At 33.0% G+C, this 19,517-nt stretch carries 18 protein-coding genes and 1 other annotated feature; of the genes, 17 read left to right on the plus strand and 1 reads right to left on the minus strand.

The annotated features are described in order from the left end of the window. Positions 1–56: 56 nt before the first annotated feature. From CLVI_RS05365 to CLVI_RS05390, 6 genes are all read left to right on the plus strand, one after another. Positions 57–1,568 (plus strand): sugar ABC transporter ATP-binding protein, encoded by a 1,512-nt coding sequence (locus tag CLVI_RS05365; RefSeq protein WP_106059095.1) that lies wholly within the window; start codon positions 57–59, stop codon positions 1,566–1,568. Then, on the plus strand, positions 1,555–2,544 hold the full coding sequence (locus CLVI_RS05370) for an ABC transporter permease (protein WP_242980570.1): 990 nt from the start codon (positions 1,555–1,557) through the stop codon (positions 2,542–2,544). Before CLVI_RS05365 ends, CLVI_RS05370 begins: the two co-directional genes overlap by 14 nt. Before the next feature lie 125 nt (positions 2,545–2,669). Beyond that, positions 2,670–3,356 carry an L-ribulose-5-phosphate 4-epimerase gene (locus tag CLVI_RS05375; RefSeq protein WP_106059147.1) on the plus strand — a complete coding sequence of 229 codons (687 nt, stop codon included), beginning with the start codon at positions 2,670–2,672 and terminating at the stop codon, positions 3,354–3,356. 32 nt (positions 3,357–3,388) lie between these two features. Then, entirely contained in the window at positions 3,389–4,036 is a 648-nt protein-coding gene (gene fsa, locus CLVI_RS05380; RefSeq protein ID WP_106059097.1) for a fructose-6-phosphate aldolase, read from the plus strand. Between the two features lie 56 nt (positions 4,037–4,092). After that, positions 4,093–6,084, plus strand: a complete 1,992-nt coding sequence (tkt, locus tag CLVI_RS05385) for a transketolase (protein ID WP_106059098.1) — start codon at positions 4,093–4,095, stop codon at positions 6,082–6,084. Between the two features lie 178 nt (positions 6,085–6,262). Beyond that, a complete protein-coding gene (locus CLVI_RS05390; RefSeq protein WP_106059099.1) occupies positions 6,263–7,870 on the plus strand; it encodes a xylulokinase in 1,608 nt (535 codons plus the stop codon). A gap of 83 nt (positions 7,871–7,953) precedes the next feature. On the opposite strand, the gene CLVI_RS05395 is transcribed toward CLVI_RS05390, so the two are convergent. After that, a complete protein-coding gene (locus CLVI_RS05395; protein ID WP_106059100.1) occupies positions 7,954–8,139 on the minus strand; it encodes a hypothetical protein in 186 nt (61 codons plus the stop codon). A gap of 104 nt (positions 8,140–8,243) precedes the next feature. On the opposite strand from CLVI_RS05395, the gene CLVI_RS05400 reads away from it, so the two are divergent. From CLVI_RS05400 to rsmA, 11 genes are all read left to right on the plus strand, one after another. Beyond that, the gene (locus CLVI_RS05400; RefSeq protein WP_106059101.1) at positions 8,244–8,819 is read left to right on the plus strand and encodes a nucleoside recognition domain-containing protein; all 576 of its coding nucleotides are present in this window, start codon (positions 8,244–8,246) and stop codon (positions 8,817–8,819) included. Between the two features lie 11 nt (positions 8,820–8,830). Further along, on the plus strand, positions 8,831–9,358 hold the full coding sequence (locus tag CLVI_RS05405) for a spore maturation protein (RefSeq protein ID WP_106059102.1): 528 nt from the start codon (positions 8,831–8,833) through the stop codon (positions 9,356–9,358). A 78-nt stretch (positions 9,359–9,436) separates the two neighbouring features. Next, positions 9,437–10,168, plus strand: a complete 732-nt coding sequence (locus CLVI_RS05410; protein WP_106059103.1) for an ABC transporter ATP-binding protein — start codon at positions 9,437–9,439, stop codon at positions 10,166–10,168. Then, positions 10,155–11,780 (plus strand): putative ABC transporter permease subunit, encoded by a 1,626-nt coding sequence (locus CLVI_RS05415; RefSeq protein WP_106059104.1) that lies wholly within the window; start codon positions 10,155–10,157, stop codon positions 11,778–11,780. The genes CLVI_RS05410 and CLVI_RS05415 overlap by 14 nt, the downstream gene beginning before the upstream one ends. Before the next feature lie 39 nt (positions 11,781–11,819). Further along, positions 11,820–12,067 (plus strand) — a binding site (T-box leader). Between the two features lie 35 nt (positions 12,068–12,102). Further along, complete coding sequence (metG, locus tag CLVI_RS05420; RefSeq protein ID WP_278320504.1) at positions 12,103–14,058, plus strand: methionine--tRNA ligase; 1,956 nt, start codon at positions 12,103–12,105, stop codon at positions 14,056–14,058. A gap of 49 nt (positions 14,059–14,107) precedes the next feature. Then, positions 14,108–15,547 (plus strand): methionine--tRNA ligase, encoded by a 1,440-nt coding sequence (metG, locus tag CLVI_RS05425; RefSeq protein ID WP_242980572.1) that lies wholly within the window; start codon positions 14,108–14,110, stop codon positions 15,545–15,547. A gap of 49 nt (positions 15,548–15,596) precedes the next feature. Further along, the gene (locus tag CLVI_RS17810) at positions 15,597–15,746 is read left to right on the plus strand and encodes a hypothetical protein (protein ID WP_242980574.1); all 150 of its coding nucleotides are present in this window, start codon (positions 15,597–15,599) and stop codon (positions 15,744–15,746) included. Between the two features lie 164 nt (positions 15,747–15,910). After that, positions 15,911–16,708: a TatD family hydrolase gene (locus tag CLVI_RS05430; RefSeq protein WP_106059106.1), complete on the plus strand. Its 798-nt coding sequence runs from the start codon at positions 15,911–15,913 to the stop codon at positions 16,706–16,708. Positions 16,709–16,947: 239 nt separating this feature from the next. Next, on the plus strand, positions 16,948–17,994 hold the full coding sequence (locus CLVI_RS17970) for a G5 and 3D domain-containing protein (RefSeq protein ID WP_106059107.1): 1,047 nt from the start codon (positions 16,948–16,950) through the stop codon (positions 17,992–17,994). Positions 17,995–18,103: 109 nt separating this feature from the next. Beyond that, entirely contained in the window at positions 18,104–18,652 is a 549-nt protein-coding gene (gene rnmV, locus CLVI_RS05440; protein ID WP_106059108.1) for a ribonuclease M5, read from the plus strand. Between the two features lie 3 nt (positions 18,653–18,655). Beyond that, the gene (gene rsmA, locus CLVI_RS05445; RefSeq protein WP_106059109.1) at positions 18,656–19,498 is read left to right on the plus strand and encodes a 16S rRNA (adenine(1518)-N(6)/adenine(1519)-N(6))-dimethyltransferase RsmA; all 843 of its coding nucleotides are present in this window, start codon (positions 18,656–18,658) and stop codon (positions 19,496–19,498) included. Positions 19,499–19,517: the final 19 nt, after the last annotated feature.

A 19,517-nucleotide genomic window follows, 5' to 3' on the forward strand; every position in this document is an offset into this window, starting at 1 on the left:
AAAATACATGATGCATAAATAATTTGCATCATGTATTAAAAAAGGGAGGGAGACCATTGGCAGAGATTATATTACAAATGAAAGGAATCCAAAAGAGCTTTTCAGGTGTAAAGGTATTAAAAAATGCTGGAATTGAAGCGGTGAAAGGTGAAGTTCAAATTCTACTTGGTGAAAATGGAGCTGGCAAATCTACTTTAATGAAAATTCTTGCTGGTGCATATTCAAAAGATGAAGGTGAGATTATTTATAAAGGAAAGAAGGTACAAATAAATAATCCAAAGGATGCCGAAAAATTAGGAATAGCTATCATATACCAAGAATTTAACTTAATACCATATTTATCAGTAGCAGAAAATATGTTTTTGGGAAAAGAATCAATGTCCAATATACCTGGAAAAATAGATTTTGAGGATATGTATAAAAAAGCACAACAGATGCTAGATCATCTAGAAGTTGATATTGATCCAAAAGGAATGGTAGCAGATCTTGGAATAGCACAACAGCAAATGGTTGAAATTGCAAAAGCATTATCTGTTAATGCGGATGTTATAATCATGGACGAACCAACAGCTGCTTTAACAGATAAGGAAATCAATAGCTTGTTTAAAATAATACACACAATCAAGTCAGAAGGTGTATCTATAATTTATATATCACATAGACTTGAAGAGTTCAAAATAATAGGGGATAGAGTTACTATTATGCGTGATGGAGAAACTGTTGGTATGGTTAATATGAATGAAACAACCATAAATGAGCTAATTAAGCTTATGGTTGGACGTGAAATTGGAAATAAGTTTCCTAAGATAGATATCGAAAAAGGTGATATTTTACTAGAGGTTAAAAATTTAAAAAGAAAAGGATCTTTTGAGAACATTAATTTTACATTAAGAAAAGGCGAAATACTTGGAGTATCAGGACTTATGGGAGCAGGACGAACTGAGGTTATGAGAGCTCTTTTTGGAATAGATCAAATAGACTCTGGTGAAGTGTATTTAGAAGGAAAAAAAGTAAGTATTAAATCCCCAGCCGATGCTATAAAAAATAAAATTGGATTTATTACTGAAAATCGTAGAGATGAAGGATTAGTTTTATCTATGGATGTAAAGGAAAACATAACACTTTGTACACTTCCAAAGTTTCTATCAAATCCAGCTAAATTAGATTTAGGTGAAGAGATTAATGAGGCAAATTCATTTATAGATAAGCTAAGAATAAAATGTACGGGCTTTACACAAAAAGCAGGAACTTTATCAGGTGGAAATCAACAAAAGATAGTTATAGCAAAGTGGCTATTAGCAAATTCAAAAATATTAATTGTAGATGAACCAACAAGAGGTATTGATGTTGGAGCTAAACAAGAGATATACAATATTATGAATGAATTACTCAAAAGTGGAGTTGGAATAATAATGATTTCATCCGAATTACCAGAGGTCCTTGGAATGAGTGATCGAATACTAGTAATGTGTAGAGGTGAAATTTTAGGAGAACTAGATAGAAAAGAAGCAAGTCAAGAAAAAATTATGCACTATGCTACTGGAGGAGGAAAATATGATGCTAAATAAAACAATGACAAATAGCACGGAAAAGAATAAATCAAAAATTAATATGAATAATGTATTTGATAAGTTAGGGGTGTTAATAGCATTAATCATTTTAGTAGTAGTAATGTCGATATTTGCACCTAATTTTCTTACAACAAGTAATCTCTTCGGGGTCTTACAACAAATTGCAGTAATTGGGATAATTTCTGTAGGAATGACCTTTGTAATCCTTTTAGGTGGAATCGATCTATCGGTAGGTTCAACAGTTGCTTTCACAGGACTAGTTATAGGACTAGCTATGAGAGCTGGAATTCCAGTAGTAATTTCATTGTTAATAGGTATTGCAATTGGGGCAGTGATTGGATGTCTTAATGGGTTCTTAATTGCAAAAGTAAAACTACAACCCTTTGTAGCTACATTAGGTACAATGACAATGGTAAGAGGGTTAGCATACACAATTACAAATGGACAACCGGTATATCAATTGCCAGACTTCTTTAAAAATATGGCAGGATTCATTGGTCCAATTCCAAAGCCAGTAGTAGTGATGATAATAGCATTTGCACTTGGTGTGTATACACTGAAATACACAAAATTTGGTAGATATATGTTTGCAATTGGAGGAAATAAAGTAGCTAGTAAACTTTCAGGTATAAATGTTACAAAATATGAAGTTTTGGTTTATGTAACTTCAGGGGTATGTTGTGCTGTTGCTGCAATACTTTTAACAGCTAGAATGGGATCGGCAGTAGCAACTGCGGCTGATGGATATGAACTAGATGCAATAGCTGCAGTAGCAATAGGTGGTACAAGTATGACTGGTGGTAGAGGTAGTATTGTTGGTACATTAATAGGAGTATTAATAATTGGTGTAATTGCAAATGGTCTTAACTTATTGAATGTACAACAAGGGCCACAAAGATTTGTAAAAGGCGCTATAATCATATTTGCTGTTATGCTAGAAGTAATAAAAAAGAAAAAAAGAGGTGCTAACTAAGCGTTAAAATGAAGTAATGGCAAGAAAAAGTATACCAATGCGAAAATATTTTTTAGTTGAGGAGGTGACTGTTGCAAAATAATATGAAATATATAAAAGTTCATAAAGTTTTAGCAGCATGTTTTATGTTAGATAAATTAAAAGAAAAAGTGTATAAAGCGAACATGGAACTTAGAAGTAAAGGCCTTGTAATTTATACATGGGGAAATGCAAGTGAAATTGATAGAGAGAAAGGACTAGTAGTAATAAAGCCAAGTGGTGTAGATTATGATACTATGAAAGTAGAGGATATGGTAGTTGTAGATTTAGACGGGAATGTGGTAGAAGGTAAATATAAACCTTCAACCGATATGCCAACCCATTTAGTAATGTATAACACTTATTCTAATATAGGCGGAGTTGTCCACACTCACTCAGAATGGGCGACGACTTTTGCACAAGCAGGAATGTGTATACCAGCATTTGGAACAACTCATGCAGACTATTTCTATGGAGATATTCCTTGTACTCGAGACCTAAGTGATGAAGAAATTAGTGGAGAGTATGAAAAAGAAACAGGGAATGTAATAGTGGAGACAATTGGAGATAAAAATCCATTAGAAATTCCTGCTATTGTAGTTAAAAATCATGGACCATTTACTTGGGGGAAAGACGCTGATTCAGCAGTTTATAATGCAGTAGTATTAGATAAAGTAGCTGAAATGGCATATAAAACAATTACGTTAAACAAGGATGTAAAAGCTGTTAAACAGCACCTTTTAGATAAACACTATCTTAGAAAACATGGTGAAAATGCATATTATGGACAATAGAAAATAAAAAAATAAAGAGGAGATGTATTAAAATGAGATTTTTTTTAGATACAGCAAAAATAGAAGATATAAAAGAAGCAAATGAAATGGGAGTAATTAGTGGGGTTACTACAAATCCATCATTAATTGCTAAAGAAGGTAGAGATTTTAATGAAGTTATAAAGGAAATAACAGAAATAGTTGATGGACCAATAAGTGGAGAAGTTATAAGTGAAGATGCTCAAGGTATGATTAAAGAGGGAAGAAAAATTGCAGCAATTCATAAAAATATGATTGTAAAGATTCCAATGACAGCTCAAGGGCTTAAAGCTACTAAGGTTTTAGCTAGCGAAGGGATTAAAACAAATGTAACTTTGATTTTTTCAGCAACACAAGCATTGTTAGCTGCTAATGCAGGGGCGACATATGTAAGTCCATTCTTAGGAAGAATAGATGATATTTCAATGGATGGAATGGAACTAGTTAGAAATATTGCGGATATATTTGAAATTCATGGAATACAAACAGAAATAATAGCAGCTAGTGTTAGAAATCCAATTCATGTTATTCAAGCTGCACAGGCTGGAGCAGATATAGCAACAATACCTTATAGCTTAGTTTTGCAAATGATAAAACATCCATTAACAGATCAAGGGTTAGAAAAGTTTAAGGCAGATTGGGCAGCAGCATTTGGAAAATAACAATTAGATGCTATAATAGAAGTAAAATAAAATTAATTAGTAAAGTGAGGAACAATATGAGTAGAGAATTAGATAAACTATCGATTAATGCAATAAGAATGCTTTCAGCAGATGCTATTCAAAAGGCAAATTCTGGTCACCCGGGATTACCACTTGGAGCAGCTAGTATGGCATTTACACTATGGACAAAAATGAACCATAATGGGAAAAATTCGACTTGGGATAATAGAGATAGATTTGTATTATCAGCAGGGCATGGTTCAATGCTTGAATATTCATTATTACATTTATTTGGATATGGATTAAAAGTTTCCGATATTAAACAGTTCAGACAAGTAGGTAGTTTAACACCAGGACATCCTGAATATGCTCATACTAAAGGAGTTGAAGTTACAACAGGACCCCTTGGACAAGGAATATGTAATGCAGTAGGTATGGCTATGGCAGAAGCTCATCTTGCAGAAAAATTTAATAAGCCAAACTATACTGTAGTTGATCATTATTCTTACGCAATATGTGGGGATGGTTGTCTTATGGAAGGAATTTCAGGAGAAGCATCATCACTTGCTGGAACTTTAGGTCTAGGAAAAGTGGTTGTATTATATGATTCAAACAATATTTCAATTGAAGGAAGTACTGATATAGCATTTAGAGAAGATGTTGCTATGAGATATGAAGCTTATGGATGGCAAGTATTGAAAATTGCAGATGGAAATGATATTGATGCAATAGAAAATGCAATAGAGGAAGCTAAAGCAGAAACTTCAAAGCCATCAATTATAATAGTTAAAAATCAAATTGGTTTTGGATGTGCGGCAAAACAAGGAAAAGCTTCAGCTCATGGAGAACCATTAGGTGATGAAAATATATTAGAAATGAAGAAAAACTTTGGTTGGAAAACAGAACCTGCATTTTATGTACCAGATGAAGTATACACAAATATGAATGAATACATAGAAAAGGGCGTTTCAAAGGAAGAAGCTTGGGATAAACTATTTAAAGAGTATAAAAAAGCTTATCCAGAACTAGCTAATGAATATACTAAATGGTTAAGTGGCGAAATTGATAAAGAAGCATTATTGAATAATGAGGATTTATGGAGTTTTGATAAAGAAATGGCTACAAGAGAATCTTCAGGAATAATGATAAATAGATTAGCTAAGTTAATCCCTAATTTAATAGGGGGATCAGCTGACCTTGCACCTTCAAATAAAACTTATATGGCTGGCAAGGGAGAGTTCTCAGACGAAGATAGAAGCGGACAAAACCTTCACTTTGGAGTTCGAGAACATGCAATGGCAGCTATCGTTAATGGTATGTATGCTCATGGTGGACTTAAAGTATTCTGCTCAACATTCTTTGTATTCAGTGATTACATGAAAGGTGCTATGAGATTATCCGCAATAATGAACCTACCAGTAGCATATGTCTTAACTCATGATAGCATTGGTGTTGGAGAAGATGGACCAACTCATCAACCTATAGAACAATTAGCAGCGCTTAGAAGTATGCCAAATATGACAGTATTTAGACCAGCTGACTCAAAAGAAACAGCAGCAGCTTGGTATTATGCTGTAACTAATGGAACTACACCAACATCATTAGTTCTAACAAGACAAAAGTTACCACTATATGATGGAGACCCTACGAGAGCATTAAAGGGTGGATATATCATTAAAGACTCTAAGAAAGACATTCCAGATATACTTTTAATGGCATCAGGGTCAGAAGTAGAATTAATATTTAAAGCAGCATCTGAATTAGAAGTTAAGGGAATAGATGCAAGAGTTATAAGTCTACCAAGCTTTGAGTTATTTGACGCTCAAAATGAAGATTATAAGGAATCCGTTATGCCGAAATCAGTAAGAGCGAGAGTTGCTGTTGAAGCATTAACATCATTTGGATGGCACAAATATGTAGGTCTTGATGGAGATGTTATATCATTAGATACTTTCGGAGCATCAGGAAATGCAGATACTTTATTTAAACAATTTGGGTTTACTGTAGAAAATGTTGTAGAAAAGTCCGTAAAGGTTGCAGGTAAATAACTAAGAAAAAATAATAAATATATCAAAGTGAAGAACAAAATAATTATATAAAATAAGAAGAGTATGTAAAATAAAAAAATAATAGGATAATAGAAGCAAGTTTTGCAGTTAATAAAATGATTTATTTGCATAACTTGCTTTTATTTTAAATTAATAGATATATAGTGGAGGTTTTTTTATGAGTATAGGAATGAATGAGATAAAAAATGCTATAATCAATGGTAAAACAGCGCTTGGTATTGAACTTGGTTCAACTCGAATTAAAGCTGTTCTAATCGGTGAAGATAATATGCCTATAGCTTCTGGTAGCTATGATTGGGAAAATATATATTCCAACAATATCTGGACTTACAGCCTAGAGGATATTTGGATGGGGATACAGGACAGTTATCAGAAGATGGCTGAGGATGTTAAACAACAATATGGAGTAAACATTAAAACGATAGGGGCAATTGGATTTAGCGCCATGATGCATGGATATATGGCTTTCGACAAAGATGAAGAGCTTTTAGTACCATTCCGTACATGGCGTAACAGCACTACCGAAAAGGCTTCAGAAGAATTGACAAAATTGTTTAGCTACCATATTCCTCAAAGATGGAGTATTGCTCATCTTTATCAGGCTATCTTAAATAAGGAAGAACATGTAGTCGATATCAGTTTCCAGACAACCTTAGGAGGGTATATACATTGGAAACTAACAGGCCAAAAGGTTTTAGGCGTTGGCGAAGCATCGGGCATGTTCCCTATTGATATAGATACGAAAAACTATAATGCACATATGATTCAGCAGTTTGATGAATTGATTGATTCCAAAAATTTCTCATGGAAACTTGAGAATATTTTGCCGAAGGTTTTGGTAGCCGGTGAGGATGCTGGCGTTCTTACGAAAGAAGGAGCAAAGCTTTTAGACGTCACAGGACAGTTGAAACCAGGTATTCCACTTTGTCCTCCAGAGGGTGATGCAGGAACAGGGATGGTCGCAACTAACAGCGTTGCAAAACGTACTGGTAATGTTTCTGCCGGAACATCTGTTTTTGCAATGATTGTACTTGAAAAGGATTTGTCAAAAGTATATCCAGAGATTGATCTAGTTACAACACCTACCGGTAACCTAGTAGCTATGGTTCACTGTAATAATTGCACATCAGATCTCAATGCATGGGTTGGATTATTTAAAGAATTTGCAGAGGCAATGGGCGTAGAAGTTGATATGACGAAGTTGTTTGCGACTTTATATAATAAGGCACTTGAAGGAGATTCAGACTGTGGCGGATTATTGGCTTATAATTATTTTTCTGGTGAACATATAACGAATTTTGAAGAAGGACGTCCGTTGTTTGTGCGTTCACCAGAAAGTAATTTCACTCTAGCTAATTTCATGCGTGTTAATTTATTCACAGCATTAGGCGCGCTAAAAACTGGTTTGGATATTCTTCTTAAACAAGAAGGAATTCAACTAGATCAAATTCTAGGTCATGGTGGCTTATTTAAGACCAAAGATGTAGGCCAGAAAATCATGGCCGCCGCTATGGATGCTCCTGTTTCTGTTATGGAAACTGCCGGAGAAGGCGGAGCATGGGGTATTGCATTGCTTGCGTCCTATATGCTAAACAAAGCAGAGAATGAGACATTAGAGGATTATCTCACACAGAAAATATTTGCAGGGAAAATGGGTACAAAAATGGATCCTGATCCTAAGGATGTTGACGGGTTTAACGAATTTATTAAATGTTACACCAAGGGACTCGCCATTGAGAGAGCTGCAGTAGATAATCTTAAATAGATAAAAGACATAATTAAAGGAACCTTAACTTAGATATATAATAAGTTAAGGTTCCTTTTATTCAGTTTACGCAAAATTATGTACTATAGGATACCTTCTATTTTCAATATAGCTTCTAAGTTCTTAACTTTTTCATTTAAACATACAAACTTTTCTTTTATTGAATCTTTAGATAAAGTAGCATCATTAGCAACATTTTCTATTTCTTCCACAGTTTTTAATGCATCTTCAATGTCTTGTTGAGCAATTTTCAAGTTAGCTTCGTCCATATATTCGCTCTCCTTTTGAATAATTTATATAATTATCCTATCACGACTAAATCTTAAGTGCAAGGCATATATTTTAAGGGATAGTAAGGAACTTTGGAGGAAAAATGATAAATTACATTTGGTTTGGACTTATATTTTTAGGGACTGTTGTTTCATTGTTTACTGGTAAGGGGGGAGACATATCCTCAACTATTGTAAATTCAGCAGATTCTACGGTTAAATTGATTTTAAGCTTAGTAGGAATTATGTGCTTTTGGTGCGGAGTAATGAAAGTCGCAGAAAAAAGTGGCTTAACAGAGAAGTTGGCCAAGCTTATGAAACCTGTTCTAAAGTTATTATTTAAGGAAGCTTCAAAGGATGAGAAGGCACTTGGAGCTATAGTTATGAATTTAACTGCAAATATGATGGGCTTGTCTAATGCCGCAACTCCCTTCGGGATAAAAGCTATGGAAGAAATGGATAGGCTTAATCCTAATAAGGACAGGGCAAGTGACGACATGGCTCTTTTTTTAGTTATGAATGCAGCGTGTATCCAACTGGTACCATCAACTATAATTTCAATTAGAGCTGCTTGCAATTCTAGCAATCCAGGAATAATAATACTACCAGCAATAATTTCTACAGCTACTGCATCTATAGTTGGCATACTTTGTTGTAAAATACTGCAAAAGTATTTTTAGGGGGAGATTCTATGGGGGAATATTTAAGTCAGAGCATTATTGGAATAATAGTTGTAATCATAATTGGATATGGAATGATAAAGGGTAGGAAGGTATACGAATGGTTTATCGAAGGAGCTAAGGATGGCCTTAAGGTTTGCTATAATATATTCCCTTATCTTTTAGCTATGATAGTAGCAGTACAAATATTTAAACAAGCTAATCTTTTGGATATTATAAATAATATTTTAGCTCCAGTGGTGGGAATGGTAGGACTTCCAAGAGAATTGATTCCTTTAGTTATAATAAAGCCTTTATCGGGAAGTGGAGCTATTGGCATTTTCACTGATATACTTCAAAATTATGGAGCAGATAGCGAACTAGGATTAATAGCTTCAGTTATTATGGGAACTACAGAGACTATCTTTTATACAGTAACTATTTATTTTGGAGCTGTAAAAGTAAAAAAAACAAGGCATACCATATGGGCGGCTATTATGGCAGATATGGTAGCTATAATAATGGCTATTCTAATGGTGAAAATACTTATTTTAAGTTAAATTTAAGGTAAAAGAAATAGAAATTTTATCCATAATATGATAACGTTATAGATAATGTATTTAGGAGGCGTGGATAAAATGATAAGTATTGAAAATATCACAAAGACTTACAATGGTAGCAATAAAGCTGTAGATAACCTAAATCTAGAGATTCAGGATGGAGAAATATTTGGTCTGTTGGGTCCTAATGGAGCTGGTAAATCAACGACGATTAAGATGATAACTGGCGTTGTTCAACCGACTATTGGAGATATTAAGATAAATGGTATAAGCATTAATGACAATCCTGTAAAAGTAAAGGAGCAATTTGGTTATGTTCCAGATAGTCCAGACATGTTTTTAAGGCTTACAGGTATAGAGTATCTAAACTTTATGGGGGATGTTTATAACGTTGAAGAAAGTGAAAGAAAGATCCGGATAACAGAATTATCAAAGAGATTTGGTATGGATGAAGCTTTGGGGGACAAAATTCAAGCCTATTCTCATGGAATGAGACAAAAGGTAATTGTAATGGGAGTAATTCTGCATAAACCTAAGGTTTGGATATTGGATGAACCTTTAACAGGGTTAGATCCAAAATCAGCTTTTATATTAAAAGAGATGATGAGAGAACATGCTGATGCAGGGAATACAGTTCTTTTCTCAACTCACGTATTAGAAGTGGCTGAAAAATTATGTGATAAGGTTGCAATAATTAATAAAGGGCAGTTAATATATAATGGAACCTTAGAGAATATGAAAGAAAAGTGTAAAGAAAATGAATCCTTTGAGGAAATGTTCTTGGAGTTGACTAACAATGAAGAGGCTTAAATTATTAACAAAATATTTTCTTAAAAATGCCCTTGCAGAAACTTTTGGAAAAAGTAAAATTAATCCTTGGCTCATAGCACTTGGTATGGTTTTATGTATTGGATTATTATCCATGCCCTTCGCATTTATTGTAGGAGCATTATATGGACCTCTTGCCTCAATTGGACAAGAAGGATATCTTCTAAGTATCCTTTTATTTTTAGGCGCAACTATTACATTCATATTTGGAATAAATACAATAATGAACACTTTTTATTTTTCTAATGATGTAGAACAAATTTTACCATTGCCTTTTAAAGGGTCTCAAATAATATTTGGTAAATTTTTGTCAGTTTTAATTGATATGTATATGTATGCCGTATTTTTACTTTTACCTTTAATAGCATACGGAATAGCAAGTAAAGCTACCTTGGTTTATTATATATATATTGTTTTAGCGTTAGTTGTTACGCCTATTTTGCCTATGATATTAGCATCTTTAATTTGTATGTTTCTTATGAGGTTTACTAGTTTAGCTAAACATAAGGATGCATTTAGAATGTTTTGCGGAACCTTAATGTTAGCAGGGATAGTTGCTTTTAATATATTTACTCAATCAGGGGCAGTCGGTAGCGATGAGTCTATGGCAAATCTTATGGCAAGTGGTAATAATAGCTTGATGGATACAGTTACTAACGTATTAATTACCAGTAAGTTCGCATCACGTGGACTATTATACAGTGGTGAATTAAAGGGGCTACTATTTATTATGGCAGCTTTAATAATTAGTATCGCTGCCTTTGGGATATATTATATTGTAGGTGGTAATTTATATTATAAAGGAATTGTGGGAAGTTCTGAAACCTATAGCAAAAAAGAAAATATATTCAAAGAAAAAAATGTAGATAAATTTGTTAGGACCAGCTCTCCAGTAAAAGCATTAGTTATGAGAGATATTAAAATAGTGTTTAGAACTCCACAGTTCTTTATAAATTGTATTGTAATGTTAGTCTATATGCCTGCAATTATGGGTATGGGATTATTTGCGAGAGGTTCTAATATAGGAGAACTTCTTAGTAAAAGTACAGAATATTATGGATTTGCACTTGTGGCTGCTTTCGGGTTTGCGACTTTAGCTATTGCTACTGGGGGAGCTGCCAGCACGGCTATATCTAGAGAAGGAAAAGATTTTATGGTTTCTAGGTATATTCCAGTTTCATCTAAAGAACAGTTACTGTCTAAAATAATATCTTCACTGCTAGTAAATGAGCTAGGAGCTGTAATTGTAATAGGAATGATGGTTGCACTAGAGTTGCCTTTGAGCTTAATAATACTTGGGACTGTAATTGCAATATTATCAATTCTTGTAATATCATTAATTGAATTATATTTAGATTATAAATCGCCAAGGTTAGATTGGGAAACAGAGAGAGCTATGTTTAAGAAAAACTATTTACCACTAATCCTATTGCTTATCGTGATGATAATAGCAGGATTACTTTGCGGTCTAACGTTCTTAGTTAAAAACTACTTAATTATTTTTGGAGTTATGATAATAATAATTGTTGCAGTAATGTTAATCATATATCCAAAATTAGAGAAGGTAGCTGATAAGACTTATAATGAGGGCTGAAAAGTTGACATAGAAATTTTTTTGATTTATCATAATATAGTAAATGCAAAGAAAAGAAGAGTAATGGAGTAGAGAGTCTAAAGAGAGCTAATAACTGGTGAAAATTAGCGGCGTTAAGCTTTATGAAGATGGTCTTGGAGCAGAACTTTCGAGCAAAATTTTGTTAGATAGTTACGGGAGTAACCGTTATATTGCAAGGTGATAATAGTCACCTTAAGAGTTTCTTGTTGTGAAACAAGAAAAAATTAGAGTGGTAACGCGTAATTTAAGTTTAATACGTCTCTATATAGGTAATATACCTATATAGAGACTTTTTTATTTTCTGAAATTAAAGGAGGAAAAAAACATGTGTAAAAAAACATACTATATAACTACACCAATTTATTACCCATCAACAAAATTACATATAGGAAATACCTATACAACTGTTGCAGCTGATGCAATAGCAAGGTTTAAAAGATTAACAGGCTATGAGGTAATGTTTTTAACCGGGACAGATGAACATGGTCAAAAAATTCAAAGAATTGCTGACGAAAAAGGAGTTACACCGAAGGAACATGTAGACGAAGTAGTAGCGGGAATAAAAAAATTATGGAGCCTGATGAATATTAGTTATGATAAATTCATTAGAACCACTGATGACTATCATGTGAAGGCCGTTCAGGATATATTTAAGAAACTTCATGATCAAGGGGATATATACAAAAGTTCTTATGAAGGTTTATATTGCACTCCTTGTGAATCTTTCTGGACAGAAACTCAAGCAGTTGATGGTAAGTGCCCAGACTGTGGAAGACCAGTGGAAAAGTCAAAAGAAGAGGCATATTTCTTTAAGATGAGCAGATATGCAGATAGATTAATTAAACATATAGAAGACAACCCACATTTTATTCAACCAGAATCAAGAAAAAATGAAATGTTAAATAACTTCTTAAGACCAGGACTTCAAGACCTTTGTGTTTCAAGAACAAGCTTTGATTGGGGAATACCAGTAACATTTGATGAAGGGCATGTAGTTTATGTTTGGATAGATGCATTATCAAACTATATAACGGCTTTAGGATATGGGAGCGATGACACAGAGTTATACAAGAAATTCTGGCCAGCAGATGTTCATTTAATAGGTAAGGATATTTTAAGATTCCATACGATTTATTGGCCAATTATGCTAATGGCTTTAGGTTTAGAATTACCAAAGCAGATATTTGGACATGGATGGTTATTAGTTGATGGTGGTAAAATGTCAAAATCAAAGGGAAATGTAGTAGATCCAGTAACTTTAGTAGAAATATTTGGTGTTGATGCTGTTAGATATTATCTACTGCGAGAAATTCCTTTTGGATCTGATGGAATATTTAATAATGAAATATTTATAAAGAAAATAAATTCAGATTTATGTAATGATCTTGGAAATCTTTTATCAAGAACAGTAGCAATGATAGAGAAATACTTTGATGGAGTAGTTCCAGCCCAAGAAGCTCCTGAAGCTATAGACAATGAATTAATTAATTTGGCATTGGAAGCGCCTAAGAAGGTAGAAGCTTTTATTAATGATTTAAGAATTCCTGAGGCGCTTGAAAGTATATTTGAATTAGTAGGAAGAGCTAATAAATATATAGATGAAACAACTCCTTGGATATTAGCAAAGGATGAGGATAAGAAAAAGAGATTAGGAACAGTTCTATATAACTTAGCTGAAACACTAAGATTTTCAGGTGTATTATTAACAGCATTTTTGCCTGATACTGCAAGAAAAATTAATGAGCAACTTGAGGCAAAGAATACGGACTGGAATTCATTAGAAAACTTTAGGGGAACAGTTCCAGGAACAAAGGTTGTTAAGGGAGATAACTTATTCCCAAGGATAGATGTTGATGCAAAGCTTGCGCAGCTAGAGGCTATAAAGGAAGCTGAATCAAAATTAACAAAAAGAGAAATAACACCAATAAAAGAGGAAATAACTATAGATGACTTTGAAAAGTTAGATCTTAGAGTTGTTAAGGTTATAGCTTGTGAAGCTGTAAAGGGAACAAAGAAGCTACTTAAACTAAAGGTTGACTTAGGTGGCGAAGAAAGACAGGTTATTTCAGGGATAGCTAAGAATTATAAGCCAGAAGAATTAGTTGGAAAGAATGTTGTATTAGTAGCTAATTTAAAGCCAGTTAAATTAAGAGGAGAATTATCCCAAGGTATGATACTTGCAGCCTCAACAGATGATGATAGTTTATTATTTGTAGTTGACCCAGGGGAGCTGCCAACAGGTAGTGTTGTAAGATAATTTTAAGAGTTCAGGAAACTGGACTCTTTTTGATAAAGGAGGTTAAAGTATGAATGTTATTATAGGTAATGCTTGGCCTTATGCCAATGGACCCTTGCATTTAGGAAGAATAGCCTCACTTATGCCAGGAGATATTTTGGCCAGATATCATAGGCTTATGGGAGATGATGTTGTATTTATATCAGGTAGTGACTCTCATGGAACCCCTGTAACTGCAAAAGCTAAGGAAGAAGGAATTAGTCCTTTAGAATCTTTGGAAAAGTATCATAAAGAGTTTGTTAGATGTTTTAATAAACTAGGATTTTCCTTTGATATATTTACTAAAACTAATACACAATACCATAGTAAAAAAGTTCGAGAATTTATTATAGAACTATATAATAAGGGATATATATATGAAAAGGTTATAGAAGAGAGTTATTGTGAGGGGTGCCATGATGTTATACTTGATAAAAATAATGTGCCTAAATGTCCACATTGTGAAAGATGTAATGTAGAAGGAAGTTGCTCAGAGTGTTCAGAAATTTTTGAAAAAGATGAACATTTGGAAAGAAATTGTAGATTTTGCAATTTAAAAAGTGAAGTTAGAGAGACAAAACATCTATTTTTTGCATTATCAAAGTTTGAAAATCATATAAGAAGATTATTTATTAAACAAAAGGGTTGGAGAGAAAATGCACAATCAATAACAAAGAGATACTTAGATGAAGGTTTGAGGGATAGAGCTGTGACTAGGAATTTTAACTGGGGTGTTGATGTCCCTCTAGAAGGCTATGAAGATAAAAAAATATATGTATGGATTGAAGCTGTTATGGGATATTTAACAGCTAGTATAAAATGTTTAGAGGAGAGAGAGGAAGATTATAGAGAATATTGGGATGGAGAAGATAGCATAATATATTTTGTTCATGCCAAAGATAACATTCCTTTTCATACAGTAATATTACCAGCTATTTTAGTTGGCCTTGGGATAAAGAATCCATCTATTAGAGAGGTTTCTAGTGAACATTTAACATTAGAGGGTAAAAAGTTTTCCACGGCTAAGAACTGGGCTATCTGGGTAGACCATATAATAGATAATTATGGGGCCGATGAGGTAAGATATTATCTTATGGTAAATGGACCAGAAAATAAGGATTGCGATTTTACTTGGAGAAATTTTATAAGTACTATAAACAACGACTTGGTTGGTTTATATGGAAATTTTGTAAATAGAACTTTAAGTTTCATAAATAAAAACTTTCAAGGAGAAATTCCAAAAGGTGAAATATCAAAAGAGTTAAAGGATGAAATATTTAATTTATATTTTAATGTTGGTGATAAAATAGAGGAAGGTAAATTCAAGGATGGACTTCAATGTATTATAAAAATGATTAAGAAATCAAATAAATACTTTGATGACGAAAAGCCCTGGGTAACCTTTGATAGTAATAAGAAGAAGTGCAGTGAAACTATATATATGTGTACAAATAATTGCAAATTTAGCTAATTTATTAGAGCCTTTTATGCCATATTCTTCTGAAAAAATAAGGAGATTTTTGAATATTGAAGAGGGAACTTGGAGCTATATTGAAAAGAAGAAGGGCAAAATAGCAGATATACAAGTGTTATTTAATAAAATTGATAAAAAGAATGCTTTTGATGAAGTAAAAAAGATGAAAAAAGAAGGTGTGAGCAAAAAAAATTAGAGCATCTCAATAGGGGTCGAGATGCTCTAACTAACCATCAAAATGGTTAAGGGGTAAATAATAATGCTTTAACTACTTTACAAGTCTTACTATAGTCTTCTAATATGACAGTTATGTGTCAAAATAATTTAAAATTTTAAATAAAAAAAAGGAGTTAGTCAATTATGGATAAGAAATATAAAATATTTGATAGTCATGCCCATTATGATGATGATGTCTTTAATGAAGATAGAGATGGTCTAATCAAGGAATTAAATGAATCTGGAGTTATAGGAATACTAAACTGCTCCTCTAGTTATAAAAGTATAGCTAAGACCTGTGAGCTAATTAATAAATGGGATTTTATTTATGGGGCAGTAGGAATACATCCAGAGAATGCAGACGAGTTTACAGATGAAAGAGAACTTGAAATTTGTAAGGTGATAAAAAATAATATTAAGATTATAGCGGTAGGAGAAATAGGATTAGATTATTATTGGGATAAAAATCCATCAAGAGAAATACAAAAGGATGTATTTAGAAGGCAAATGAAAATAGCTGAAAATGAGAATCTGCCAGTTATAATTCATGATAGGGATGCACATGGGGATACTCTAGAAATAATGAAATCATTTCCAACAGTAAAAGGTGTGGTTCATTGTTTTTCAGGGAGTGTAGAGTTTGCTAAAGAATGTTTAAATCTAGGATATTATATAGGAATAACTGGAGTGGTTACTTTTAAAAATGCAAAAAAGCTCTTAGAAGTAGTAAAGGAAGTTCCTATAGAGAAATTGCTAGTAGAAACGGATTGCCCTTACATGGCTCCAGAGCCTAACAGAGGAAAAAGAAACAAATCAGATTATATAGAATATATAATAGACAGGATTGCTCTAATCAAGGAAATTGATCCTATACAAGTTAATATTCACGTTAATGATAATTTCTATAGGTTGATGCAATTGGAAAAATATAGTAGAATATAAAAGTAGAGTAAATAATATAAAATTAACGATATCTTAGATGTGCAATTTACAGATCTTTGAAAATAATAAATAAAAATTTTGTTAATGAACTGAAGAAATTGTATTATAAATATTTTTATAATATGTATGCACAAGATGCATTTTATTACAGTTCACAAATAGTACGGGTATTGAAATTTGACAAAAAGCACATCTGTAAGATATAATTTATAAGATGCTCTTGCCAAAGGAGGTAATATATGGTAGAAAACTTAAAGAATAACTTGAAGAAAAGTTTTTCTAACGGCCCGAAGGCGAAAATAATGTTGGGGCTAATCATTTGTTTGTTTTGTGTCACGTCAGTGATTATCTCTATGAGAAAAACAGTAAATGTTAGCATAGACGGAAATCAAGAGACATTTGTCACATATAAACAAAATGTTAAAGATGTGTTGCAAGAACAAGGGTATAGTATCAATGAAAAAGATAAGGTGCAACCATCATTAGAAGCAAAAATATCAAAGGATCAAACTATAGCAGTTAAAAAAGCTGTATTAGTTAATATTGTTATAGCAGGTACAGGGCGAGAAATATTAACAGCAGAAGACACTATTGGTGACATGTTAGTTCAGGAGGCAGAGATTCTTGAAGCAGAAGGAGTACAATATAAAGCAGAAGACATAGTAACTCCGAGTAGAGAGACTGTCATTAGTGAAGATATGAACATTCAATTAGTAAATGTTCTAGAGGAAGAGGTAACAGACCTAGAGGCAATACCTTATGAAACAGAACAATCTGTTGATTACGGACAGCTTGATACCTATAGAGAAGTAACTAAACTAGGAGTTTCAGGTGAAAAAGAGGTCACTTATAAAGTGCTTAAGCATGATGACCAGATAGTAGCCAAAGTGAAAGTTGGAGAGAAACCAATAACAGCTCCAGAAAATGAATCTGTTATAGTTGGTGGAAGTACTTTAAAGGTAAATAGAAGTGGCGAAAGCTATCAGTCTAAGAAGACTATGTACATGGAGTCTACAGCCTATAGTGGTGGAGGTATAACTGCCACAGGTAGAAGAGTGGCCTATAATCCAGGCGGATTAAGCGTAATTGCAGTGGATCCAAGAGTGATACCTTTGGGAAGTTTAGTAGAGGTAGCAGGATATGGACGAGCTATAGCAGCAGACACAGGTGGTGCTATTAAAGGAAATATTATAGATGTATATTTTGATTCTAGCAGTGTGTGTTCGAGTTGGGGTAGAAAATATGACGTTGAGGTTAACGTAATAGCTTACCCAGGCGAGTGGTAAAAACCTTTAAGAGATAACTTAAGTTATCTCTTGTTTTTTTGCAAATTTGACAGAATACATTTATATATGTACATTAATTATAGATTTAATAATGAAAGGAAGTAGTATTTTGATTAAAGAAGTGATAGTCGTAGAGGGTAGAGATGATATAACTGCTGTAAAAAGAGCTGTAGATGCAGAAATGATAACTACTAGTGGTTTTGGTATAAATGCAAAGATAATAGATAGAATAAAAGAAGCACAGAAAAGAAAGGGCGTTATAGTTTTAACAGATCCAGACTTTGCAGGAGAAAAAATAAGAAGCATAATATCAAAGCGGGTTAAAGGAGTTAAACATGCCTACATTGCTCAAGAAGATGGATTAAAAAATGGGAATATAGGGGTAGAAAATGCAACCCCAGAAGTCATCTTAGAAGCTTTAGAAAGAGCTAAGGTTACCTTAGAAGAAAAACAGGAAAATTTCAATATGGATGACATGTTTCATTGTAAATTAACAGGGAATATTGATTCTAAGAAAAGAAGAATAATCCTAGGAAAAGAATTAGGAATTGGCTATGGTAATGCCACTCAAATGTTAGGACGACTTAATAATTATGGAATTAAACAAGATGAATTTTTAAAGTCAATAAAAAGAATACAAGAAGAATTAGGAGAGTAAATAATGGATATACATGATTACAATACCCAGGATATAATAAAAAAATATAACTTTAGATGTTCTAAAAGCTTAGGACAAAATTTTTTAGTAGATGAGACCGTGCTAAATGATATTGTGGAAGGGGCTCAAGTCACTAAAGATGATTTAGTAATTGAAATAGGACCAGGAGTAGGTTCATTAACCGCAGCACTTTTAAAGAAGGCAAAAAAAGTAATTTCAATTGAACTAGATGATGAGCTTATTCCAATATTAGAAGCGGAACTGGGAGATCAGGAGAATTTTACTTTAATACATAATGATGCTCTAAAGGTAAACTTTCAAGAGCTTATTGGAGAAGAAAAGAATGTGAAACTAGTTGCTAATCTGCCTTATTATGTAACTACTCCAATAATAATCAAATTACTTAAAGAAAATTATAAATTTACTTCTCTAACTATAATGATACAAAAGGAAGTAGCAGAAAGACTAAATGCTGAGCCGAGTTGCAAAGAATATGGAGCAATAACTTTATTAGTACAATATTATTGTAATACAAATATTATAACAATGGTATCGCCTGAGAGTTTTATACCAAGGCCAAGAATAGATTCAGTAGTTATTAGATTAGATAGGTTAGAAGAACCTAAAGTTAAGGTTAATGATGAAGAATTAATGTTTAAAATAATAAGAAATTCCTTTAATATGAGAAGAAAGACCTTATGGAATGGGACTAAATTCTTAGGTGTTGAGAAAGAAGCTCTTTTAGGAGCTTATGAAAAAGCGAAAATAGATCCAAAACGCAGAGGGGAGACCTTATCCTTAGAAGAATTTGCAACATTAACTGACAGAATTATTGAAGTAAAATAGAAGTAGCATAATAATAAGT

It is taken from the genome of Clostridium vincentii (genome assembly GCF_002995745.1).
Taxonomy (GTDB): Bacteria; Bacillota; Clostridia; order Clostridiales; family Clostridiaceae; genus Clostridium; species Clostridium vincentii.